Source organism: Bordetella genomosp. 9 (assembly GCF_002261425.1).
Classification (GTDB): Bacteria; Pseudomonadota; Gammaproteobacteria; order Burkholderiales; family Burkholderiaceae_B; genus Bordetella_C.
In genome coordinates, this window is sequence record NZ_NEVJ01000003.1 from 180,219 (window position 1) to 200,674 (window position 20,456).

19 protein-coding genes are annotated in these 20,456 nt (G+C 67.5%); 13 read left to right on the forward strand and 6 right to left on the reverse strand.

Going from position 1 to position 20,456, the window contains the following annotated elements; genetic code table 11:
• The first annotated feature begins 168 nt into the window (after positions 1-168).
• The 9 genes from CAL26_RS12055 (at position 169) to CAL26_RS12095 (ending at position 9,357) form a co-directional block, all read left to right on the forward strand.
• The gene (locus CAL26_RS12055; protein ID WP_094847169.1) at positions 169-1,323 is read left to right on the forward strand and encodes an acyl-CoA dehydrogenase family protein; all 1,155 of its coding nucleotides are present in this window, start codon (positions 169-171) and stop codon (positions 1,321-1,323) included.
• Positions 1,320-2,501: an enoyl-CoA hydratase/isomerase family protein gene (locus tag CAL26_RS12060; protein WP_094847170.1), complete on the forward strand. Its 1,182-nt coding sequence runs from the start codon at positions 1,320-1,322 to the stop codon at positions 2,499-2,501. The genes CAL26_RS12055 and CAL26_RS12060 overlap by 4 nt, the downstream gene beginning before the upstream one ends.
• Before the next feature lie 122 nt (positions 2,502-2,623).
• The gene (gene mmsB / locus CAL26_RS12065) at positions 2,624-3,508 is read left to right on the forward strand and encodes a 3-hydroxyisobutyrate dehydrogenase (protein WP_094847171.1); all 885 of its coding nucleotides are present in this window, start codon (positions 2,624-2,626) and stop codon (positions 3,506-3,508) included.
• Positions 3,509-3,615: 107 nt separating this feature from the next.
• The gene (locus tag CAL26_RS12070; protein WP_094847172.1) at positions 3,616-4,308 is read left to right on the forward strand and encodes a VIT1/CCC1 transporter family protein; all 693 of its coding nucleotides are present in this window, start codon (positions 3,616-3,618) and stop codon (positions 4,306-4,308) included.
• 209 nt (positions 4,309-4,517) lie between these two features.
• On the forward strand, positions 4,518-5,633 hold the full coding sequence (locus tag CAL26_RS12075) for a branched-chain amino acid ABC transporter substrate-binding protein (RefSeq protein WP_094847173.1): 1,116 nt from the start codon (positions 4,518-4,520) through the stop codon (positions 5,631-5,633).
• A gap of 100 nt (positions 5,634-5,733) precedes the next feature.
• Positions 5,734-6,660: a high-affinity branched-chain amino acid ABC transporter permease LivH gene (livH, locus tag CAL26_RS12080; RefSeq protein ID WP_094847174.1), complete on the forward strand. Its 927-nt coding sequence runs from the start codon at positions 5,734-5,736 to the stop codon at positions 6,658-6,660.
• Complete coding sequence (locus CAL26_RS12085) at positions 6,660-7,892, forward strand: high-affinity branched-chain amino acid ABC transporter permease LivM (protein WP_094847175.1); 1,233 nt, start codon at positions 6,660-6,662, stop codon at positions 7,890-7,892. The genes livH and CAL26_RS12085 overlap by 1 nt, the downstream gene beginning before the upstream one ends.
• Complete coding sequence (gene livG, locus CAL26_RS12090) at positions 7,889-8,656, forward strand: high-affinity branched-chain amino acid ABC transporter ATP-binding protein LivG (protein WP_094847176.1); 768 nt, start codon at positions 7,889-7,891, stop codon at positions 8,654-8,656. Before CAL26_RS12085 ends, livG begins: the two co-directional genes overlap by 4 nt.
• Positions 8,656-9,357: an ABC transporter ATP-binding protein gene (locus CAL26_RS12095; RefSeq protein ID WP_094847177.1), complete on the forward strand. Its 702-nt coding sequence runs from the start codon at positions 8,656-8,658 to the stop codon at positions 9,355-9,357. The genes livG and CAL26_RS12095 overlap by 1 nt, the downstream gene beginning before the upstream one ends.
• Here the strand turns inward: CAL26_RS12095 and CAL26_RS12100 are convergent.
• The 3 genes from CAL26_RS12100 to CAL26_RS12110 are packed head-to-tail and all read right to left on the reverse strand — an operon-like array spanning position 9,342 to position 12,552.
• Complete coding sequence (locus CAL26_RS12100; protein ID WP_256988376.1) at positions 9,342-10,085, reverse strand: aspartate/glutamate racemase family protein; 744 nt, start codon at positions 10,083-10,085, stop codon at positions 9,342-9,344. The genes CAL26_RS12095 and CAL26_RS12100 overlap by 16 nt on opposite strands.
• Positions 10,082-11,530 carry an N-acyl-D-amino-acid deacylase family protein gene (locus CAL26_RS12105; RefSeq protein WP_094847179.1) on the reverse strand — a complete coding sequence of 483 codons (1,449 nt, stop codon included), beginning with the start codon at positions 11,528-11,530 and terminating at the stop codon, positions 10,082-10,084. The genes CAL26_RS12100 and CAL26_RS12105 overlap by 4 nt, the downstream gene beginning before the upstream one ends.
• Before the next feature lie 35 nt (positions 11,531-11,565).
• Positions 11,566-12,552, reverse strand: a complete 987-nt coding sequence (locus CAL26_RS12110) for a Bug family tripartite tricarboxylate transporter substrate binding protein (RefSeq protein WP_094847180.1) — start codon at positions 12,550-12,552, stop codon at positions 11,566-11,568.
• A 210-nt stretch (positions 12,553-12,762) separates the two neighbouring features.
• Here CAL26_RS12110 and CAL26_RS12115 point away from each other — a divergent pair, with 210 nt between their 5' ends.
• From CAL26_RS12115 to CAL26_RS12125, 3 genes are all read left to right on the forward strand, one after another.
• On the forward strand, positions 12,763-13,749 hold the full coding sequence (locus CAL26_RS12115) for a LysR family transcriptional regulator (RefSeq protein WP_373454473.1): 987 nt from the start codon (positions 12,763-12,765) through the stop codon (positions 13,747-13,749).
• Between the two features lie 88 nt (positions 13,750-13,837).
• Positions 13,838-14,476 (forward strand): glutathione S-transferase family protein, encoded by a 639-nt coding sequence (locus CAL26_RS12120; RefSeq protein WP_094847181.1) that lies wholly within the window; start codon positions 13,838-13,840, stop codon positions 14,474-14,476.
• 145 nt (positions 14,477-14,621) lie between these two features.
• The gene (locus tag CAL26_RS12125; protein WP_094847182.1) at positions 14,622-15,896 is read left to right on the forward strand and encodes an MFS transporter; all 1,275 of its coding nucleotides are present in this window, start codon (positions 14,622-14,624) and stop codon (positions 15,894-15,896) included.
• Between the two features lie 25 nt (positions 15,897-15,921).
• On the opposite strand, the gene CAL26_RS12130 is transcribed toward CAL26_RS12125, so the two are convergent.
• Genes CAL26_RS12130 through CAL26_RS12140 form a run of 3 tightly spaced genes read right to left on the reverse strand, consistent with a single transcriptional unit; the run spans position 15,922 to position 18,515 of the window.
• Complete coding sequence (locus CAL26_RS12130; RefSeq protein ID WP_094847183.1) at positions 15,922-16,806, reverse strand: DMT family transporter; 885 nt, start codon at positions 16,804-16,806, stop codon at positions 15,922-15,924.
• 20 nt (positions 16,807-16,826) lie between these two features.
• Positions 16,827-17,216 (reverse strand): DUF423 domain-containing protein, encoded by a 390-nt coding sequence (locus CAL26_RS12135; RefSeq protein ID WP_094847184.1) that lies wholly within the window; start codon positions 17,214-17,216, stop codon positions 16,827-16,829.
• A gap of 51 nt (positions 17,217-17,267) precedes the next feature.
• The gene (locus CAL26_RS12140; RefSeq protein ID WP_094847185.1) at positions 17,268-18,515 is read right to left on the reverse strand and encodes an MFS transporter; all 1,248 of its coding nucleotides are present in this window, start codon (positions 18,513-18,515) and stop codon (positions 17,268-17,270) included.
• A gap of 207 nt (positions 18,516-18,722) precedes the next feature.
• On the opposite strand from CAL26_RS12140, the gene CAL26_RS12145 reads away from it, so the two are divergent.
• Entirely contained in the window at positions 18,723-20,456 is a 1,734-nt protein-coding gene (locus CAL26_RS12145) for an ABC transporter permease (RefSeq protein WP_094847186.1), read from the forward strand.

Genomic DNA, 20,456 nt, shown 5'->3' on the forward strand with positions numbered 1-20,456 from the left:
TGTCACGGCGTTTCCGTTTACGTTAACGTAAAGAATCGGCTGTAAACGTCGACCGCAGAAAATCGACGTAAGACTTCGACGTAAAGCATCGACAATCGCCCGGCAGCCGGGGCGCGCCTGTGATCCAGCGCGCCGGCAGGCGCCGGCATTCCAGGAGGAGACCGGAACATGGACATGGACTTGAGCGACGATCAGCAGGCCTTCGCGCAGGCGGCGCGCGAATTCGCCCAGGGCGAGCTCGCGCCGCACGCGGCCAGTTGGGATGCCGCAGGCATATTCCCCAAGCAGACCTTCCACCGCGCGGGCGAGTTGGGCTTCTGCGGCATGTACGCGCCCCAGGATATCGGCGGCCTGGGCCTGCCGCGCCTGGATGCCACGCTCGTTTTCGAGGAAATGGCGGCGGTCGATCCGTCCACCACGGCCTTCCTGACCATCCACAACATGGCCGCATGGATGCTGGGCACCTGGGGCGGTCCGGCGTTGCGCGAAACCTGGGGTCCGCGCCTGTGCTCCGGCAGCCATCTGGCTTCCTACTGCCTGACCGAGCCCGGTTCGGGATCGGATGCCGCGTCGCTGCGCACGCGTGCCGACCAGGATGGCGGGGACTATGTGCTCAACGGGTCCAAGGCCTTCATTTCAGGCGGCGGCGACACCGATCTGCTGATCGTCATGGCGCGCACCGGTGGTGCAGGCGCTGGCGGGGTGAGCGCCTTCGCCGTTCCCGCGGACAGCGCCGGCATCACCTATGGCCGCAAGGAAGACAAGATGGGCTGGAACAGCCAGTCCACGCGCGCCATTGCCTTCGAGAACGTGCGCGTGCCGGCCGGGAACATGCTCGGCGAACCGGGGCAGGGCTTCAAGATCGCCATGCGCGGCCTGGACGGCGGGCGCATCAATATCGCGACGTGTTCGGTGGGCGCGGCGCAGGGCGCGCTGGACGCCGCGCGCCTTTATATGCGCGAGCGGCGCCAGTTCGGGACGCCCCTGGCCGATTTCCAGGCCTTGCAATTCAAGCTGGCCGACATGGCGACGCATCTGGTGGCCGCGCGCCAGATGGTGCGCCTGGCAGCCTGCAAGCTGGACGGCGGATCGCCGGATGCCGGCGCGTACTGCGCGATGGCCAAGCGCTTCGCCACCGACATGGGTTTCCAGATTTGCCTGGATGCGCAACAGATCCACGGCGGCTACGGCTATCTGAAGGACTACCCATTGGAACGGCTGGTGCGCGATACTCGCGTACATCAGATACTGGAAGGCACCAACGAGATCATGCGCGTGATCGTCGCCCGCCAGTTGTTGGAGAAAGGAGCAGACCTGCGATGAACCAGCCGGTGCTTTTCGAGGAACGTCCCACCGCGAACGGAATGCGCATCGGCGTGGCCACGCTGAATGCGCCGCAGACCTTGAATGGCCTGTCGCTCGACATGGCGCGCATGCTCGACGAAAGACTGCGCGCCTGGGCGGTGGATCCGGGCCTGGCGGTGGTGGTGCTGCAGGGCGCCGGCGACAAGGCGTTCTGCGCGGGCGGCGACCTGCACGGGCTGTATCGCAGCATGCGCGAAACGCCGCCCGGCAAGCCCTGGGCCAACCGCCATGCCCGCGATTTCTTCGAAACCGAATACCGGCTGGACTATCGCATCCATACCTATCCCAAGCCGGTCCTGTGCTGGGGCGATGGCTTCGTGATGGGCGGCGGCATCGGCCTGATGATGGGCGCCAGCCACCGCGTGGTCAGCGAGACCTCCAGGCTGGCCATGCCGGAAATCAGCATCGGCCTGTTCCCGGACGTCGGCGGCAGTTGGCTGCTCAATCGCATGCCGGGCAGCACCGGCGTTTTCCTGGCCCTGACCGGCGCCCAACTGAACGCCGCCGACGCGTTCTTCACCGGCCTGGCCGATTTCCACGTGCGGCAGGCCGACTGGCCGGTCCTGCTGGAGCGGCTGCTGGAACTGCCCTGGGCGGGCAGCGGCGTCGGCATCAATACCGACGAAGAGGCCCCGGCATTCGCCCCGCGCTCCATGAACGACGGCCTGCTGCGGCAGGCGCTGCTCGCGCTGGAGCCCTCGCAGGGCCTGGAGCCCGGGCCCCTGAAGCAGCATGCCTTCCAGATCAACAACCTGTGCTCCGGCACGGACCTGGAGGAAATCCACGAGAGCATCGCGTCGCTGGCGCAACACGACGATCCCTGGCTGTCGAAAGCTGCGCGCACCATGCTGGCGGGGTCGCCCGGGTCGGCGCGGCTGGCGTTCACGCTGTTGCTGCGCATGCGCCAACGCTCACTGGAGGACGTGTTCCGCGCGGAATACGTGGCCGCGCTACAGGCCGCCGCCCATGGCGATTTCGCCGAGGGCATACGCGCCTTGCTCATCGACAAGGACCGTAAGCCGCGCTGGAATCCCGCCGCCCTCGAGGCCGCGGACAAGCAATGGGTGCTCAAGTTCTTCGAAGAACCCTGGCCCGAAGGCCAGGCGCATCCGCTGGCGGACCTGGGCGCCGCCTGACGGCGCCTGCTTGCGGCGCGCGCGCCGGCATCACCTGCTTTTCGCACCGCGGCGGCCACGAGCCGGCGCGCGGCATCACAGGGCGGCGGCACGTCCCGCCGGCCGACAACAAGGAGACAGCCGTGAGCAAGATCGCATTCATCGGGTTGGGCAATATGGGCGCGCCGATGGCCTCGAACCTGGCCAAGGCGGGCCATGCGCTGGCCGTCCACGACCTGGTGCCCGCCAGCGTCGCCAGGCTGGCGGAAGCGGGCGCGCGCGCGGCCGCGTCGGCGCACGACGCGGTGGCCGGGGCCGACATCGTCATCACGATGCTGCCGGCCAGCCGCCATGTCGAAGGCCTGTACCTGGCCGACGACCTGCTTGCCCATATCGACACCCGCGCGCTGGTGATCGAATGCAGCACCATCGCGCCGGAATCGGCGCGCAAGGTGGCGGCGGCGGCGCAGGCGCGCGGCATTGCCATGCTGGATGCGCCGGTGTCCGGCGGCACGGCTGGCGCGGCCGCCGGCACGCTGACCTTTATCGTCGGCGGCGAAGCCGATGCCCTGTCGCGCGCGCGCCCGGTGCTGGAGCAAATGGGCAAGAATATTTTCCATGCCGGTCCGGCCGGCGCGGGACAGGTGGCCAAGATCTGCAACAACATGCTGCTCGGTGTGTTGATGGCCGGCACCGCCGAAGCCTTGGCGCTGGGCGTGGCCAACGGCCTGGACCCGAAGGTGCTCTCCGATATCGTCGCCAAGAGCTCGGGCCGCAACTGGGCGACCGAACTGTACAACCCCTGGCCGGGCGTGATGGACCATGCGCCCGCGTCCAAGGGCTATGCGGGCGGCTTCGGCAGCGACCTCATGCTCAAGGACCTGGGCCTGGCGGGCGAGGCCGCGCAGGCGACGCGCTCGGCGATACCCCTGGGCGCGCTGGCCCGCAACCTGTATGCGATGCATGGCGCGGCGGGGCACGGCGCGCTGGATTTCTCGAGCATCCTGAAGCTGTACAAGCCCGATTGAATTCATACGGGTACTATCTCGGCGATCCGTCCTTGGGTTGAGCGGTCATCCACGCGGGATGGCCCATTGAGGACGGTTTTTATTCGCATCGATTCGTCCGAGGTAGCATGCCGGCACCGCAACATCATCGTATACATCGCACCGGGTGGCTGCGCGCCGCCGTACTGGGCGCCAACGATGGCATCGTCTCGACCGCCAGCCTGATCGCCGGTGTGGCGGCGGCGCAGGGCAGCCATGGCGCCATCCTGACGGCCGGCCTGGCGGGCCTGGTGGCGGGCGCGTTGTCCATGGCGGCCGGCGAATACGTGTCGGTCAAGTCGCAGTCGGATATCGAGAACGCCGATCTCAGGCTCGAGCAGAGCTCGCTGTTGCGCAATTCGGCGATGGAGCTGGAGGAGCTTACCGACATCTACGTCAACCGCGGGGTGCCGCACGACCTGGCGCTGCAGGTGGCGCGCGCCTTGACCGCGCACGATGCGCTGGACGCGCATGCGCGCGACGAGCTGGGGATCTCGACCCACTCGCGCGCGCGCCCATTGCAGGCGGCCGTCGCGTCGGCGCTCAGTTTCGCCGCCGGGGCCGCGCTGCCGCTGGTGCTCGCCGTGCTGACGCCCCAGGCCGCGTGGCGCCTGCCGGTGGTGGGCATCGGCTCGGTGGCCTGCCTGGCCGCGCTGGGCGCCGTGGCGGCGTGGGCGGGCGGCGCGCCGAAAGGGAAGGCGGTGTCGCGCGTCGTGCTGCTGGGCGCCGCGGCCATCATCCTGACGGCGGGCGTGGGATCGCTGTTCGGCGTGGCGGGCTGAGGCGGCTCTGCTCCTGGCTATCTGTCACTGGTTCGCCGCGATTCGGCGATATTGGGGAATACACCCAGTGACAGCCTGAATGCCAGCTTTCAGAATACGCGCCACATCGTGGTTTGCCCAAGAAGCCGGTGATGCACGATACGCCCTGGAACATCCTTCCGTACGGCTGCCACGTGCAGAGCCGCTCAACCCTAGCGGAGATCTCTCGCATGACTATGCTGCAACGCCTTACCCCGATCGCGCTCACGCTGGGGGCGCTGACGCTCGCCGGCGCAGCGCATGCCGCCGATACCATCAAGATCGGCATCCCCCAGCCCATGACGGGTCCCAACACCCAGTACGGCGATCAGATCCAGGCGGGCGCGCTGACTGCCATCGAAACCATCAATGCCAAGGGTGGCGTCAAAGGCAAAAAACTCGAACCCATCCTGATCGACGACGGCTGCGAGCCCAAGCAGGCCGTGCCCGCCGCCAACCGTGTCGTCAATTCCGGCGCCAAGTTCGCCGTGGCGCACGCATGCTCGGGCGTGACGGTGCCCGCCGTGAATGTCTACGAGCAGGAACATATCGTCGGCATCACCCCCGGCGCGACCTCGCCGCTGGTCACCGACACCATCAAGCCGCATTACTTCTTCCGCACCATCGGCCGCGACGACCAGCAGGGTCCGTACGCCGCCAACTACATCGCCAAGACCGTCAAGCCGACCAAGGTCGCCGTGCTGCACGACAAGCAGACCTACGGTTCCGGCGTGGCCACGCAGGTGCGCGATACGCTGAAGAAAGACGGCGTGAACGTCGTCATGTTCGAAGGCATCAACGTCGGCGACAGCGACTATTCGGCCGTGATCACCAAGCTGAAGTCGGCGGGCGTGGACTTCGTGTACTTCGGCGGCTACCACCCCGAACTCGGCCTGCTGCTGCGCCAGTCGCGCGAGCAGGGCCTGAACGTGCAGTTCATGGGACCGGAAGGCACGGCCAACCAGGACCTGGTGGCGATCGCCGGTCCGGCCATCGAAGGCCTGCTGGTGACGCTGCCGTCGGACTTCACCAAGCTGCCCGGCAATGAAGGCATCGTCAAGGCCTTCCATGACAAGAAACGCGATCCGGACGGCGCCTTCCAGATGCCGGCCTATGCCGCCGTGCAAATCCTCGCGGACACCATCAACGCGGTGGGCGAGGATCCGACCAAGGTCGCCGACTACATGCATCAACACTCTTTCAACACCGCCATCGGCAAGGTCGAATACGATGCGAAGGGCGACCTGAAAAATTTCGAATTCGCGGTTTTCAAGTGGGATAAGAACGGCAAGAAAACCCAGCTGTAATGGCGACTGCCCCATGCCAGGGGGCCTCAATTCGAACGCCCAGGTTTCCGGCTCCGGGTCGTATTACCGGGGCCGGTGCTATTTGGAGCCTGCATAAGACATGTCTGACCTTCTCCCCCAACTAACGCAACAATTCTTCAATGGATTGTCGCTAGGCGCCATTTATGCCCTGATCGCCATCGGCTACACGATGGTCTACGGCATTATCGGCATGATCAACTTCGCGCACGGCGAGATCTACATGATCGGCGCCTACGTCGGCCTGGTGACGCTGACGGCGATCGGCACGCAAAGCGGCGCGCCGGTGCCCTTGATGGTCGCCGCCATGCTGATCGCGGCGATGGCCGTCACCGGCGTCTACGGCTTTGCCGTGGAACGGGTGGCGTACAGGCCCTTGCGCAGCAGTCCGCGCCTGGTGGCGCTGATCTCGGCGATCGGCATGTCGATCTTCCTGCAGAACTGGGTGGCGCTGGGGCAGGGCGCGCGCGACATGGCGGTGCCGAACATCATCTTCGGCGCCATCAGTTTCACGATGGGGGACAAGTTCGACGTCACCATTCCGTACTCGCGCGTCATGATCATCGTGGTGACGGTGGTGCTGATGATCGCGTTGTCGCTGTTCATCAAGTATTCGCGCATGGGCCGTGCGTCGCGCGCGTGCTCGCAGGACATGCACATGGCGAACCTGCTGGGCATCGACACCAACCGCGTCATTTCCTTCACCTTCGTGCTGGGCGCGGTGCTGGCGGCGGTGGGCGGCGTGCTGATCGCGGTGACGATCGGCAAGCTGAACCCCTTCATCGGCTTCATCGTCGGGATCAAGGCGTTCACGGCCGCCGTGCTGGGCGGGATCGGCAGCATTCCGGGCGCCATGCTGGGCGGCGCCTTGCTGGGCCTGGTGGAAACCTTCGCCGCGGCTTATATCTCGTCGCAGTACAAGGACATCATCGCTTTTCTGCTGCTCGTGCTGATCCTGCTGTTCCGCCCCACCGGTCTGTTGGGCAAACCCGAGGTGGAAAAAGTCTGATGGCGAATCAAATAAAAAACGCATTCATCGCGGCCATCCTGACCGCATTCATCGTGACGCCAGTGTTCGGCCTGCAGCTGGTGCGCCAGGGCGCGCGTACCCTGATGGACCCGCACTGGAGCAATGTGCTTATCGCGATGGCCGTGGTCTTCGTCGGCCAGTTGCTGCGTCCGTGGCTGGCCCTGCCGTTCAAGCGCATGAAACGCACCTTGCCGACGCTGCCGGCCGCGCCCGTGCAGGGCCACAAGTGGGTGATGGTGCTGGTCGTGGCCGTGGCCATCGTGTGGCCGTTCTTCAGCGACCGCGGTTCGGTGGACATCGCCACGCTGGTGCTCATCTACGTGATGCTGGGCCTGGGCCTGAACATCGTGGTGGGGTTCGCGGGGCTGCTGGACCTGGGCTTCGTCGGTTTCTACGCGGTGGGCGCCTATACCTACGCCCTGCTGTATCACTGGGGCGGCTGGACGTTCTGGGAATCGCTGCCGTTCTCCGGCGCCGTGGCGGCCCTGTTCGGTTTCGTGCTGGGTTTTCCGGTCCTGCGCCTGCGCGGCGACTACCTGGCCATCGTGACGCTGGGCTTCGGCGAAATCATCCGCCTGCTGCTGATCAACCTGAACTGGCTGACGGGCGGTCCCGACGGCATCTCGGGCATACCCAAGCCCACCGTGTTCGGATTCGAGATGGCGCGCACGTCCAGCGTGGAAGGGCAGAAGACCTTCCATGAACTGCTGGGACTGACCTTCCAGAACCAGCATGTGATCATCTACCTGTACCTGATGGCGCTGATGCTGGCGCTGATCACGCTGTTCGTCGCCACGCGGCTCAAGCGCATGCCCGTGGGGCGCGCGTGGGAAGCCCTGCGCGAAGATGAAATCGCCTGCCGCTCGCTGGGCTTGAATCCCACGCGGATCAAGCTGTCGGCGTTCACCCTGGGCGCCATGTTCGCGGGTTTCGGCGGGGCGTTCTTCGCCGCGCGTCAGGGGTTGGTGAATCCGGAGTCTTTCACCTTCATCGAGTCGGCGCTGATCCTGGCCATCGTGGTGCTGGGCGGGATGGGGTCGCAGATCGGCGTGATCCTGGCGGCCATCCTGCTGACCGTGCTGCCGGAGCTGGCGCGCGAATTCGCCGAGTACCGCATGCTGATGTTCGGCCTGGTGATGGTGTTGATGATGATGTGGCGTCCGCAGGGACTGCTGCCGATGAAGCGTCCTCACGTGGAGCTGGACAAATGAGCGACGTGCTATTGAAGGTATCCGGGCTGTGCATGCGATTCGGCGGCCTGCTGGCGGTCGATCACGTGGAGTTCGACGTCAAGAGCGACGAGGTGTTCGCCATCATCGGTCCCAACGGCGCCGGCAAGACGACCGTCTTCAACTGCGTGGGCGGCTTCTACAAGCCGACGGAAGGCGACATCCTGATGGATGGCCAGCGCATCACGGGCCTGTCCAGCCACATGGTGGCGCGCCATGGCCTGGTGCGCACGTTCCAGAACGTGCGGCTGTTCAAGCAGCTGACGGTGCTCGAAAACCTGCTGGTGGCGCAGCACACCCAGGTGGAGACGCGCTTGCTGCCGGGGCTGCTGAAACTGAAGTCCTATCGGCAGTCGGAAGCGGACGCGCTGTCGCGCGCGGCGCAGTGGCTGGATTTCATGGGCCTGCGGCAGTATGCCAACCGCGAAGCCGGCAACCTGGCCTATGGCCACCAGCGCCGGCTGGAGATCGCCCGCTGCATGATCACCAAGCCGCGCCTGTTGATGCTGGACGAGCCCGCGGCCGGCCTGAACCCGCAGGAAAAGCAGGACCTGCAAAGGCTGATCGATCGCCTGCGCCGCGAGTTCGGCGTCGCGGTGCTGCTGATCGAGCACGACATGAGCCTGATCATGGGAATTTCCGACCGCATACTCGTCATGGAGCACGGCAAGCCCATCATGACCGGCACGCCGCAGGCGGTGCGCAGCGATGAGCGCGTCATCAAGGCGTATCTGGGAGAAGAGTAATGCTGAAGTTGGACAACGTGCACACCTACTACGGGGCGATCCAGGCGCTGAACGGTGTGTCCGTGGAAGTGAACCAGGGCGAGATCGTGACGCTGATCGGCGCCAATGGCGCCGGCAAGACGACGCTGCTGATGACGGTGTGCGGCAACCCGCGCGCGCGGTCCGGCAGCATCACGTTCGAAGGCCAGGACATCACCAACAAGGAAACCTCGCGCATCATGCGCAGCGGCATCGCGATCTCGCCCGAAGGGCGGCGCGTGTTCAAGGACCTGACGGTGGCGGAAAACCTGATGATGGGCGGGTTCTTTTCGAAGCGGGCCGAGATCCAGCAGGGGCTGGAGTACGTCTACGAGCTGTTCCCGCGGTTGAAGGAGCGCGCCGAACAGCGCGCCGGCACCATGTCCGGCGGCGAGCAGCAGATGCTGGCGATCGGCCGCGCGCTGATGACCCGGCCGCGCCTGCTGCTGCTGGACGAACCCACCCTGGGGCTGGCGCCGCTGATCATCGCGCAGATCTTCGACATCATCCGCACCATCCGCCAGCAGGGCGTGACGGTGTTCCTGGTGGAGCAGAACGCCAACAAGGCCCTGGGCGTGGCGGATCGCGGCTACGTACTGGAAAACGGCCGCGTCGTGCTGCAGGACACCGGCGCCAACCTGCTCGCCAACGCGGACGTGCGCAAGGCCTACCTGGGCGGTTGAGGCTGCTTCGCGGTGTCGGCCTGATAGCGCTGGATGACCGCCAGCGCCAGGGCGTCGATGGAGTCGGTCATGGGGACGTCGAACTCCTGGCGGCGGTCGTGCGGGATGGCCAGTGGGAGTTCGGTGCAGCCCAGGGCCACGGCGACGGCGCCGCGCGATTCCAGCAGGCGCACGCAGGCCGCGGCGGGTTCGTAGGCTTCGGCCAGGCGGTTGGCCTTGACGGCCAGGATGGACTTCGTGCAATAGGCGACCTGCTCGTCCTCGCTGGGGACGATGCACTCGTAGCCATGGCGCTCCAGCGTGCGCTGATACAGCCCCAGCCGCAGGGTGGCTTCAGTGCCCATCAGCCCGATCCTGCCTTCGCGTATGCCGCGGCGGCGCAGGTCTTCCACCACCGATTCGATGATGTGCAGCACCGGCGCTTGCGAGGCCTGCACCATCTGGTCGTACCACAGGTGCGCGGTATTGCAGGGAATGGCGATCAGGCGCGCGCCGCTGCCGTTCAGGAAGCGGATGCCGCGCAGCAGATAAGGCAGGGGATCTTCGCCGCCGCGCGTGGCGGCCGTGCGGTCCGGTACGCGCGGATCGTTCAGCAGGACCGCGGGAATGTGGTCCTGGTCGCGGTCGGCCGGCATCAGGGCGGCCAGGCGCAAGGCGAAGGCGGCGCCGGCCATGGGCCCCATGCCGCCCAGGATGCCCAGGTAACAGCCGGGATGCGCATCGTTCACTGCAGGGACTCCGGATTCCGTGTGGGGGTCAGCACTTGGCCGGGGCGTTCGGTGCCGGCGGCGCCGTCCTTCCAGACCCGGCGGCCGTTGACCCATACGCCCTGGATACCCTGGCTGACCTGGATCGGCTGTTCGAACGTCGCCCGGTCGGATACGCGGTCCGCGTCGAACAGCACCAGGTCGGCATAATAGCCCGGCTGCAGCAGTCCGCGTTCGGCGACGCCGTAGTTGCGGGCGGCCTGGCCGGTCATCTTGTGGATGGCCTGTTCCAGGGACAGCAACGATTGCTCGCGCACGAGCGTGCGCAGGACGTTGGTGAAGGTGCCCCATTGCCGGGGGTGCGGATGCGGATCGAAGGGCAGGCCGTCGGAGCCCACCATCGCCAGCGGATGGGTCAGGATGCGCTTGACGTCCTGCTCGTCGAGCAGGAAATAGATGGCCCCGGCGGGGGACAGTTTTTGCAGCGTTTCCTCCTCGGTGAGCCCCAGTTCGCGCATCACGTCAGCAAAATCGCGGCCCTTGGCTTCCGGATAGCCCTTGGACCAGGTGATCATGGTCCGGCGCGAGATGCGCACGCGGTCCAGGCGCAGCATGGTGGACGTGGCGGGGTAGGGGTGGCAGTCCAGGCAGACCGGCTGCATGGCGCCGGCACGCTCCATCAGCGCCAGGGTTTCGGCCGATCGGCCATGGTTTTTCTCGCCGGCCAGCTTGTGGTGGGAGAAGACCACCAGGCAATCCAGGGCCTTGCCGATCGCCAGCGCTTCTTCCATGGCGGTGACGATGTGATCGGCTTCGTCGCGCAGATGGGTGGCGTACAGGCCGCCGCAGGCGCGGATGGGCGCGCCCACTGCGATGATTTCGTCGGTGGGGGCGTGCGCGGCGGGGGGATAGAAGGTGCCGGTGGACATGCCGAAGGCGCCGGCGGCCATGGCCTCTTCCATCATCGCGCGCATGGCGTCGATTTCCGCGCCGGTGGCGGGACGGCCGGTGTCGGCCATGGCGGCGACACGCAGGGTGGTATGGCCGACCAGCGGGATGACGTTGACCGCGGCGGGCGCCTCGCGCAGCGCATCCAGCCAGGCGGCGAAGGTCTTGAAGCGGAACAGCGACGGCGGTCCCAGCAGGTCCAGCGGCTGCGGGATCTGCCCGGCCACCAGCGGCGCGAGGCTGACGCCGCAGTTGCCGGTGACCACGGTGGTGATGCCCTGGGAAACCTTGGGCGTCATGTCGGGATGCGCCAGCAGATAGCCGTCGTCGTGGGTGTGCGAGTCGATGAAACCGGGCGCGAGCACCCGACCCCGCGCGTCGACGGCCGGCACGTCGGCGGCGTCGAAGCTGCCGATGCCGGCGATGCGTTCCCCGGCGATGGCGACGTCGGCGGTATAGCGTTGCTTACCGGTGCCGTCGATGACGGTGGCATTACGCAGGATCAGGTCGGCGTTCATATCGTTGCTCCAGCGCTTCGGGGGCTTCGCCCCCTTCAGTCGAGTTTCTCTATGTGGGCGGTCTCGATGATTTCCTGCCACTTCGCCGTTTCGCTATCGATCAGCTTCTTGAAGTCTTCCGGCGTGCCGCCGGCCGGCACGGCGCCCAGGGTGGCCAGGCCTTCGCGGACTTCCGGCGCCTTCAAGGCCTGGTTGATGTCGGCGTTGATCTTGGCGACCACCTCCGGCGGCGTGCCGTGCGGCGCGACCACGCCGCCCCAGGCCACGGTTTCATAGCCCTTCAGGCCGGCCTCGTCCAGCGTGGGGATCTCGGGCAGCAGGTCCAGGCGCTTCAGGCTGCTGACGCCCAGGGCGCGCACCTTGCCGCTCTTGACCAGCGGCACGGCTTCGGAAGAGTTGGCGAACAGATAGTCGATGCGGCCGCCCAGCAGGTCCTGGATGGCGGCCGGACCGCCGTTGTAGGGAATGAACATCACGTCGATCTTCGCCATGCTCTTGAACAGCTCGCCACCCATGTGGCCCGTCGTGCCCACGCCGGGCGCGCCGTAGGACAGCTTGCCGGGGTTCTTGCGGGCCAGGTCGATCAGCTCCTGCACGCTATGGGCGGGCGAATCGGCCGGCACGACCAGCACGTTGTACAGGTCCATCATGTGTACGACAGGCACCAGGTCCTTGTCCACGTCGTACGGCAGCTTCTTGAACAGCGAGCGGTTTACCGCCAGCGTGTTGATGTTGCCGTAGCCGATGGTGTAGCCGTCCGGCGCGGCGCGCTTGACCAGGTTGATGCCGATATTGCCGGCCGCCCCGGGGCGGTTTTCGATGACCAGGGTCCCGCCGGTCTGCTTGGCCACCTGTGCGGTGACCAGTCGCGACAGCACGTCCGGCGAACCGCCGGCGGCCGACGGCACGATGAACGTGACGGGATGGTCGGGCCAGTTGGCGCCCGCGGCGGACGCGCTGCCGGCGATGGCGATCAGGGCCGTGGCGGCGGCCCAGCGGCGGAACTGCTGGATGGTGGACATTGTCCGTTCCCCTTGCTTGGTTTGAGTGGCTGCTGTCGTGCGACCCGGGGGCGGGCGGGGCCGCCGTCCGGATCGAAGCGGGGAAGGTACCACCGGCCCCGCGCCGCCCGCATATCAAAAAATATGGAAAACCTATAATCGCGAGTTATCCAGGACTCCTTACATACCGGCCCACGGCGCGTACGCGCCGGGCCGCCAGAGGCTCAACCCGTGTCGCCATCCCGTGACGACGGCGCGCCGGACGCCGGTTCGCGCGGCGACTCCGGCGGCGCCCGACCGCCGCTGAACCTGCGCCAGATCGAGGTTTTCCGCGCCATCATGCTGTCCGGCTCCATCAGCGGCGCCGGCCGCATGCTGCACGTGTCGCAGCCGGCCATCAGCCGCGTGCTGGCCCTGATGGAAAACCGCCTGCGCTATCCGCTGTTCGAACGGTCGCGCAGCCGCCTGACCCCCACCGCGGAGGCGCGGCGCCTGTACGCCGAAGTGGAACAGGTGTACGGCGGCATCCAGCGCGTCAACGAACTCGCGACTACCCTGGGCGAGGCCGGCGCCGGCATGCTTCGAGTGGTGTCCAGCGCCAGCTACGGCCAGCGCATGGTGCCCATGGCCCTGCGCGCCCTGCGGGCGGCACGGGCGCGCGTCCGCGTCGATTACCGCACCGCGACCTTCGACGAACTCGCCGGCTATTTCCTGGGCGGCCATGCGGATATCGCCGTTTCCATGCGCCCGCCGGATCATCCCAACCTGGCGGCGGTCGAACTGGGCAGCGCGGAAGTCGTGTGCATCCTGCCGCCCGGCCATGCCTTGGCCAGCCGCGCGGTGGTGCGCGCGCGGGATTTCGCGTCGGTGGACTGGATCGGCTATCCCTCGGAAGCGCCGCTGGGCCGCGTGTTGACGCAGTTCTTCGACGGCGCGCCCGACCGTGCGGCGGCGGTGGAAGTGCATTCGCCCGTCCTGGCGGCCGCGTTCGTGCAGCAGGGCCTGGGTCCCGCCCTGGTGGACGCCTGGTGCGTCGGCCCGGAACTGCGCCGTTCCGTCGCCGTGCGGCCTATCGAGCCGGCGGGCAGGGTGGGCATCTGGGCCACCCACTCCACCATGCAGCCCTTGCCGCTGATGGCGCATCGTTTCCTGGAGGTGCTGCGCGCCGTGATCGCCGCCGAGCCGGCGCCGGTGTCCAGCGATCCGGTTACGTCCTGATGCCTCCGCCGCCCCGGCGCGGGTGTACATTGGCCGCAGCATCGCCGCCACGCGGACCGCGGGGGGAAACTCGCAGGGGAGCGCCGCCATGACGCACTACGAATTGATCGGTTCGCGGGGCTGCGGCTCGGCCATCGTCGAAGCCGCATTGCGCCTGTCGGGCCTGGACGCTCGCATCACCGACATTCCTTATCTCAAGCCCGGACCGGGCCGCGACCGCCTGCTGGGACTCAATCCGCTGGGGCAGGTGCCCGTGCTGATCCTGCCTGGCGGCGCGGTGATGACCGAAAGCGCCGCCATGATCCTGCATCTGAACGAAGCCGCGCCGCATGCCAACCTGGTGCCGGCGGCGGGGGGCCTGCCGCGCGCGCGGTTCTTCGAAATGCTGGTGCGGCTGGGGGCCGCGGTGTATCCGACCTTCACCTATGGCGACGATCCGGCGCGCTGGACCGGCGAAGGCGAAGCGGCGCAAAAGCTGCGCGCGGCCACCGACGACCGCCGGGAATTGCTCTGGCGCTCCATCGAGGAACAGGTCGGCGAACCACACGTGCTGGGCGAGCAGTTGACCGCGCTGGACCTTTATGTGGCCGTCATGACGCACTGGCGTCCCCGGCGCGCATGGTTCGACGAGCATTGTCCGCGCCTGGCCGCGGCGGCGGACCAGGCGGCGGGGCATGCCCGCGTCCGCGACGTGCTGCACCGGCATTTCTCCGGCGCCGGGGATTGATCGGCGGCAGCCGCCGGGCCTTGCTTTCAACGGCGGCAATTGGACAGAGGCCTGGTTTCGGCCTACTGTAATGCCTGCGTCGCGCCGTCTTTTTCGTCCGGAGATGTCTTCGGGCCGGTCGCCACGCTACGCAAGCCGCTCCCCCATGACTTCGCCATCGATCAAGCGCGACGTGCCGCATGGCGCGGATGCGCCGCCGCGCCATACGCGCGGCACGCCGGGTTACCGCAACACCAACTGGGCGCTGTTCGCCGCCGGCTTTTCCACCTTTTCATTGATGTACTGCGTGCAGCCGTTGCTGCCGCTGTTCGCCGACCACTTCGGCATTACTCCCACCCAGAGCAGCCTGTCGCTGTCGCTCACCACCGGGCTGCTGGCGGTGGCGATCTTCATCGTCGGGTTCTGGTCCAGCCGCCTGCCGCGCAAGGGCGTCATGGCCGTGTCGCTGTTCGCGTCCGGCATCCTGACCCTGGCGGTGGCCCTGACGCCGACCTGGCATGCGCTGCTGACCGTGCGGGCCCTGCAGGGGCTGGTCCTGGGCGGCGTGCCGGCCGTCGCCATGGCCTACCTGGCCGAAGAGGTCGCGCCATCGGACCTGGGGTTCGCCATGGGGCTGTACATCGGCGGCAGCGCCTTCGGCGGCATGGCGGGGCGGGTGATGACCGGCCTGCTGGCCGACTATTTCGACTGGCGCATCGCCATGATGGCGGTGGGCGTGCTGGGCATAGGCTCGGCGGTGCTGTTCGTGATGAGCCTGCCGGCGTCGCGGCATTTCACGCCGCAGCGGGGCGGCGGCTGGGGGGCGGCGCGCGACGGCATCATGACCCATCTGGTCGACGTCAATCTGCTGTCCCTGTTCGCCTTGGCCTTCCTGTTGATGGGCGGCTTCGTCACGATCTACAACTACGCGGGCTTTCGCCTGCTGGCGCCGCCTTTTTCGCTGAGCCAGGCGGCCATCAGCGCGATCTTCGCGGTCTATGTAGTGGGGATATTCGCATCGGCCCTGTTCGGCCGGCTGGCCGACCGCCACGGGCGCGGGGCCATGCTGTGCCTGGGCGTGGGCACGATGCTGCTGGGCATCCTGCTGACCTTGTCGTCCGCGCTGGCGGTGGTGGTGGCGGGGGTGATCCTGGCGACGTTCGGGTTCTTCGCCGCGCACGCGGTGGCCAGCGGCTGGGTGGGCCAGCTGGCGCGCGGCTACAAGGCGCAGGCGGCGTCGCTGTATCTGCTGGCCTACTACCTGGGTTCCAGCGTGTTGGGCTCGGTCGGCGGAACCTGCTGGGAATGGGCGGGGTGGAAAGGCGTGGCGGGCCTGATCGGCACGTTCCTGGTGCTGGGCCTGGCGCTGTCATGGCGTCTTTACGTGGTGCTCGGCGCGCGGCCGGCGCAGGCGCCGGCGTCCGCGACCAAGGCCCGGTAACCCCGTGCCGCCGGCGCCGCGGCGGCTAGCGCGGCTTCCGGTCCGCCCGCATCGATTCCCGCAGGATGATGCTCAGGCCCGCGGCCACGATGATCACCGCGCCCACCGACGTCATGAGATCCGGCGTTTCGCGCCAGAAGATCCAGCCCAGCAGCGTGGCCCAGATCAGGCCGGTGTAATCGAAGGGCGCGACCACCGACGCCGGCGCGATGCGGAACGCCTGCGTGATCAGGGACAGGCCGGCGGTGCTGAACAGCGCGACGCCGGCGAAGAAAGGCCAATGCGTGGGATCCGGCGAGCGCCAGAACCAGGGCAGGACGGCCGCGCTGCATACCAGCTGCGCCACCACGATGTAGAAGGCCATGGTCAGGAAACTTTCGCCCGGTCCGATGGCCCGCGCCGTGATCATCATGGCGGCGTACAGGACCGCCGTGACCAGCGGCAGCAGAGCCGCCGCCTGGAAGCTCGACGCGCCCGGCCGCACGATCAACAGCACCCCCGCGAAGCCCAGCACGATCACGCCCCAGCGCATGGCGTCCACGCGCTCCTTCAGCACGATCACGGACAGCACGGTCACGCACAGCGGCGCCGCGTACGAGATGGCGGTTGCTTCCGCGAAGGGCAGGTAGCGCAGGCTGCCGTAGAACGCGCAGGCTGACACCACATTGATCGCGCCGCGCAGCAGATGGATGCCGGGATGGCGGGTGCGCAGCGCCTGCCTGCCGCCCAGGGCCAGCACCACCGCGGCGACGAAGGGCAGGGCGATGGCCGCGCGCAGGAACAGGATCTGGGGCGGCGAATACATGCCCCCCAGCCATTTGGCGATGGCGTCGCTGATGGTCAGGCTCAGCATGCCCACCAGGATGCAGAGGATCCCGGCGGACGGCGGCATGCCGGCCGATGGCGGCATCCCGGCGGTCGGCGTGGCGCTCAACTTCCCGAGGTGGCGCGCAGCGCCTGCCAGGCCACCAGCGCCCAGGCCGCCAGGAATGCCGTGCCGCCCAGCGGCGTGATCGCGCCCAGCCAGCGGATGCCCGTGCCGGCCAGCAGATACAGGCTGCCGCTGAAAATCACGATCCCGGCGAACATCAGCCAGCCCGCGGCGTTCCACATCCCCGGCGCGTGGGCGAAACGGGGCGCCAGGGCGGCGATCGCCAGCAGGCCCAGGGCATGGGCCATGTGGTAAGTGACGGCCGTCTGCCAGACCTGCAGCATGTCGGCCGACAGGATGCGCCGCAAGCCATGCGCGCCGAACGCGCCCGCGCCCACGGCCAGGAACATGTTCAGGGCGCCGAGAAAAACGAATACGCGGTCAGGCATGGCATTCCAGGAAAGGGGCAATCGTCCGTCCCCGATTCTACATCCGGTCCGTCAGGGATGCGGCACGTTGTCCAGCGAGCGCAGGTTGCGCAGCTCGGGATACCACCACATCCACAGGCCCGCTACCGCGATGGTGCCGAAACCGCCCACCACGACGGCCGCCACCGCGCCGGTGACTTCGGCCATCACGCCGGCGCGGAACTCGCCCAGCTGGTTGGACGTGCCGATGAACAGCATATTGATGGCGCTGACCCGTCCCAGCATTTCGTTGGGCGTGTTCAACTGGACCAGCGACGTGCGCACCACCACGCTGATCGAGTCGGCGGCGCCCAGCAGCACCAGGGCCGCCACGGATACCGGGATGGACTGCGAGTAGCCGAACACGATGGTGGCCAGGCCGAACAGGAACAGGGCGCCGAACAGGGTCAGGCCGATATTGCCGTCCAGGTTCCTGCGGCTGAGGATCAGGGCCGTGCAGGCGGCGCCGATGGCGGGCGCGGCCCGCAAGGCGCCCAGCGCCCACGGTCCGGCCTGCAGGATGTCCTTGGCGAACACCGGCAGGAGCGCCGTGGCGCCCCCCAGCAGCACCGCGAACAGGTCCAGGGACAGCGTGCCGAACAGGATGCGGCGGCTGGCGATGAAGGTGAAGCCGGCGAACAGCGTCTGCCAGGTGGTCGGCTCCTTGCGCGCCGGCGGTCCTTCGGTCTTCATGCCCAGCATGGCGACCAGCCCGACGACATAGCAGGCCGCGGCGGCCGCGTAGACCCAGCCCGCCCCAAGGCCGTAGCCGACGCCGCCGAGCGCGGGGCCGGCAATCTGCGCGACCTGGTTGGACGAGGTCGACAGCGCCGTCGCGCGCGGAATCAGGAAGCGCGGGACGACCGCGGGAAGCAGCGCGGGCAGGGTGGGCGACTCGAAGGCGCGCGCCGAGCTGATGGCGATGATGGCGGCGTACACGATGACATGATTGGCCGCGCCGTTCAGGGAAACCGCGGCCAGCACGATGGCCGCCAGCGCTTCCACCGCCATGCAGATGGCGACGATCCTGCGGCGGTCGTAGCGGTCGGCGACGTGGCCCACGACCAGGGTCAGGGCCAGCATGGGACCGAACTGCGCCAGCCCGATCAAGCCCAGGTCCAGCGCGCTGCCGGTCAGCGCATAGATCTGCCAGCCGACCGCGACGGACACGATCTGGAAGGCCAGCGACGCCGCGAAGCGTGCCACCAGGAACCGGGTGAACGCCGGCCGCGCGAGCAGTCTTGCGGCGGTGGCCGGGTCGGTAGGTTCTGGCGTGGCCATGGAGGGCGGCGGGCTCGTCGACGAAGAAGCCGCCGATCGTAATCGAAAAACGCGGCGCCGCGCCCACGCGCATCGCGCGGGCATTCAGAAAACCGTCAAGTTTTGACGGTGGACGCTCCCGCACGCTCGTGCTACCTTGCGCACGCTTTTGCGGCGGCGCGAACCGCGCGGGGCTTTCTTTGTCGTTTCTGCTTGCGGGAGCGGGGCATGTACCCGATTTCTGTCTCCAAATCGGCGGTGCGTTCCGCCGACGGCCGCGGTCCCAACCGGTGGGACTGGGCCTTGTTGCCCCTGATCCTGGGCGTCCTGGCGGCGCTGGCCTTCGGCGCATCGCAGATGGCCAAGCCGTATGCGGTGGGCACGCCGCTGCCCATATCGCTGGATCCCGCGTATCTGCCTTACTACCTGTTGCGGACCACGCTGCGCATGTTCATGGCGCTGGGCGCGTCGCTGCTGTTCAGCTTCGTGTTCGCCGCGGTGGCGTCCAAGTCGCGCACCGCGGAAAAAATCCTGGTGCCGATGGTGGACATCCTGCAGTCGATTCCCATCCTGGGTTTCCTGTCCATCACGGTCACGGGATTCATCGCGCTGTTTCCCGGCAGCCTGCTGGGCGTCGAATGCGCCGCCATCTTCGCCATTTTCACGTCGCAGGCCTGGAACATGGCGCTGAGCCTGTACCAGTCGATACGCACGGTGCCGTCGGAACTGAACGAAGCCGCGCGCGTGTTCCGGCTCAGCGGGTGGCAGCGATTCTGGCGGCTGGAGCTGCCGTATGCCACGCCCGCGCTGCTGTGGAACATGATGCTGTCGATGTCGGGCGGCTGGTTCTTCGTGGTGGCGTCGGAAGCCATCACCGTATCGAACCAGGACATCAAGCTGCCCGGCATCGGGTCCTATATCGCGGTCGCCATCGACGCGCAGAACGTGCATGCCATCGTCTACGCCATCATCGCCATGGCGATCGGCATCCTGCTGTACGACCAATTGTTCTTCCGGCCGCTGCTGGCCTGGGCCGACAAGTTCCGCTTCGAGGATACGCAGAGCAATACCGCGCAGCAGTCGTGGGTGCTCGATCTGCTGCGCCGGGGCCGCCTGACGCGGGCCTGCAGCGAAGCGCTGGCCCACCGGGCGCAGGGCGTGCTGGGCTGGTTCCGCCGAGGTTATGACGGGACCTCGGTGCGTTCGCGCACCCGTACGCGCAGCGCCTATGTCGAGCGCGCCGTCGACGCGGTGCTGACCGCGCTGGTCCTGATCGCCGTCTGGCGGCTGGTGGTTTTCGTCCACGCGGAAGTCGGATGGACCGAAGTGGTGCGCGTGTTCGGCCTGGGCCTGATCACGCTGCTGCGGGTGCTGGTGCTGATCTGCCTGGCGTCGCTGATCTGGGTGCCGCTGGGCATCATGATAGGCCTGCGCCCCGCCTGGTCGCAGCGCGTGCAGGCGCTGGCGCAACTGCTGGCCGCGTTTCCCTCCAACCTGCTGTTCCCGCTGGCCGTCATCGTGATCGTGGCGTTCCAGCTGAATCCGGAGATCTGGCTGAGTCCGCTCATCATCTTCGGCACCCAGTGGTATATCTTGTTCAACGTGGTCGCGGGCGCCACCACCATACCCAGCGAACTGCGCTATGCGGCGGACAACCTGGGACTGAAAGGCTGGCTGAAATGGCGCCGCTTCTATCTGCCCGCGGTGTTTCCGAGTTTCGTCACCGGCGCCATCACGGCCAGCGGCGGCTCGTGGAACGCCAGCATCGTGGCCGAGGTCGTCACCTGGGGCAAGACCACGCTGACGGCCCACGGGCTGGGCGGCTATATCGCCGACATGACCTCGCGCGGCGACTTTCCCCGTATCGCACTGGGCATAGGCGTTATGTGCGTGTTCGTCATGGGCTTGAACCGGTTCCTGTGGCGCCGGCTGTATTTACTCGCCGAAAAGTGGAGCAGATAG

Excerpts from the sequence above, each read along its gene's own strand:
- CAL26_RS12055 (WP_094847169.1), top strand. The coding sequence starts at position 169 with ATGGACATGGACTTGAGCGACGATCAGCAGGCCTTCGCGCAGGCGGCG.
- CAL26_RS12060 (WP_094847170.1), top strand. The coding sequence starts at position 1,320 with ATGAACCAGCCGGTGCTTTTCGAGGAACGTCCCACCGCGAACGGAATG.
- CAL26_RS12070 (WP_094847172.1), top strand. The coding sequence starts at position 3,616 with ATGCCGGCACCGCAACATCATCGTATACATCGCACCGGGTGGCTGCGC.
- CAL26_RS12075 (WP_094847173.1), top strand. The coding sequence starts at position 4,518 with ATGACTATGCTGCAACGCCTTACCCCGATCGCGCTCACGCTGGGGGCG.
- livH (WP_094847174.1), top strand. The coding sequence starts at position 5,734 with ATGTCTGACCTTCTCCCCCAACTAACGCAACAATTCTTCAATGGATTG.
- CAL26_RS12085 (WP_094847175.1), top strand. The coding sequence starts at position 6,660 with ATGGCGAATCAAATAAAAAACGCATTCATCGCGGCCATCCTGACCGCA.
- livG (WP_094847176.1), top strand. The coding sequence starts at position 7,889 with ATGAGCGACGTGCTATTGAAGGTATCCGGGCTGTGCATGCGATTCGGC.
- CAL26_RS12095 (WP_094847177.1), top strand. The coding sequence starts at position 8,656 with ATGCTGAAGTTGGACAACGTGCACACCTACTACGGGGCGATCCAGGCG.
- CAL26_RS12105 (WP_094847179.1), bottom strand. The coding sequence starts at position 11,530 with ATGAACGCCGACCTGATCCTGCGTAATGCCACCGTCATCGACGGCACC.
- CAL26_RS12110 (WP_094847180.1), bottom strand. The coding sequence starts at position 12,552 with ATGTCCACCATCCAGCAGTTCCGCCGCTGGGCCGCCGCCACGGCCCTG.
- CAL26_RS12120 (WP_094847181.1), top strand. The coding sequence starts at position 13,838 with ATGACGCACTACGAATTGATCGGTTCGCGGGGCTGCGGCTCGGCCATC.
- CAL26_RS12125 (WP_094847182.1), top strand. The coding sequence starts at position 14,622 with ATGACTTCGCCATCGATCAAGCGCGACGTGCCGCATGGCGCGGATGCG.
- CAL26_RS12130 (WP_094847183.1), bottom strand. The coding sequence starts at position 16,806 with ATGCCGCCATCGGCCGGCATGCCGCCGTCCGCCGGGATCCTCTGCATC.
- CAL26_RS12135 (WP_094847184.1), bottom strand. The coding sequence starts at position 17,216 with ATGCCTGACCGCGTATTCGTTTTTCTCGGCGCCCTGAACATGTTCCTG.
- CAL26_RS12140 (WP_094847185.1), bottom strand. The coding sequence starts at position 18,515 with ATGGCCACGCCAGAACCTACCGACCCGGCCACCGCCGCAAGACTGCTC.
- CAL26_RS12145 (WP_094847186.1), top strand. The coding sequence starts at position 18,723 with ATGTACCCGATTTCTGTCTCCAAATCGGCGGTGCGTTCCGCCGACGGC.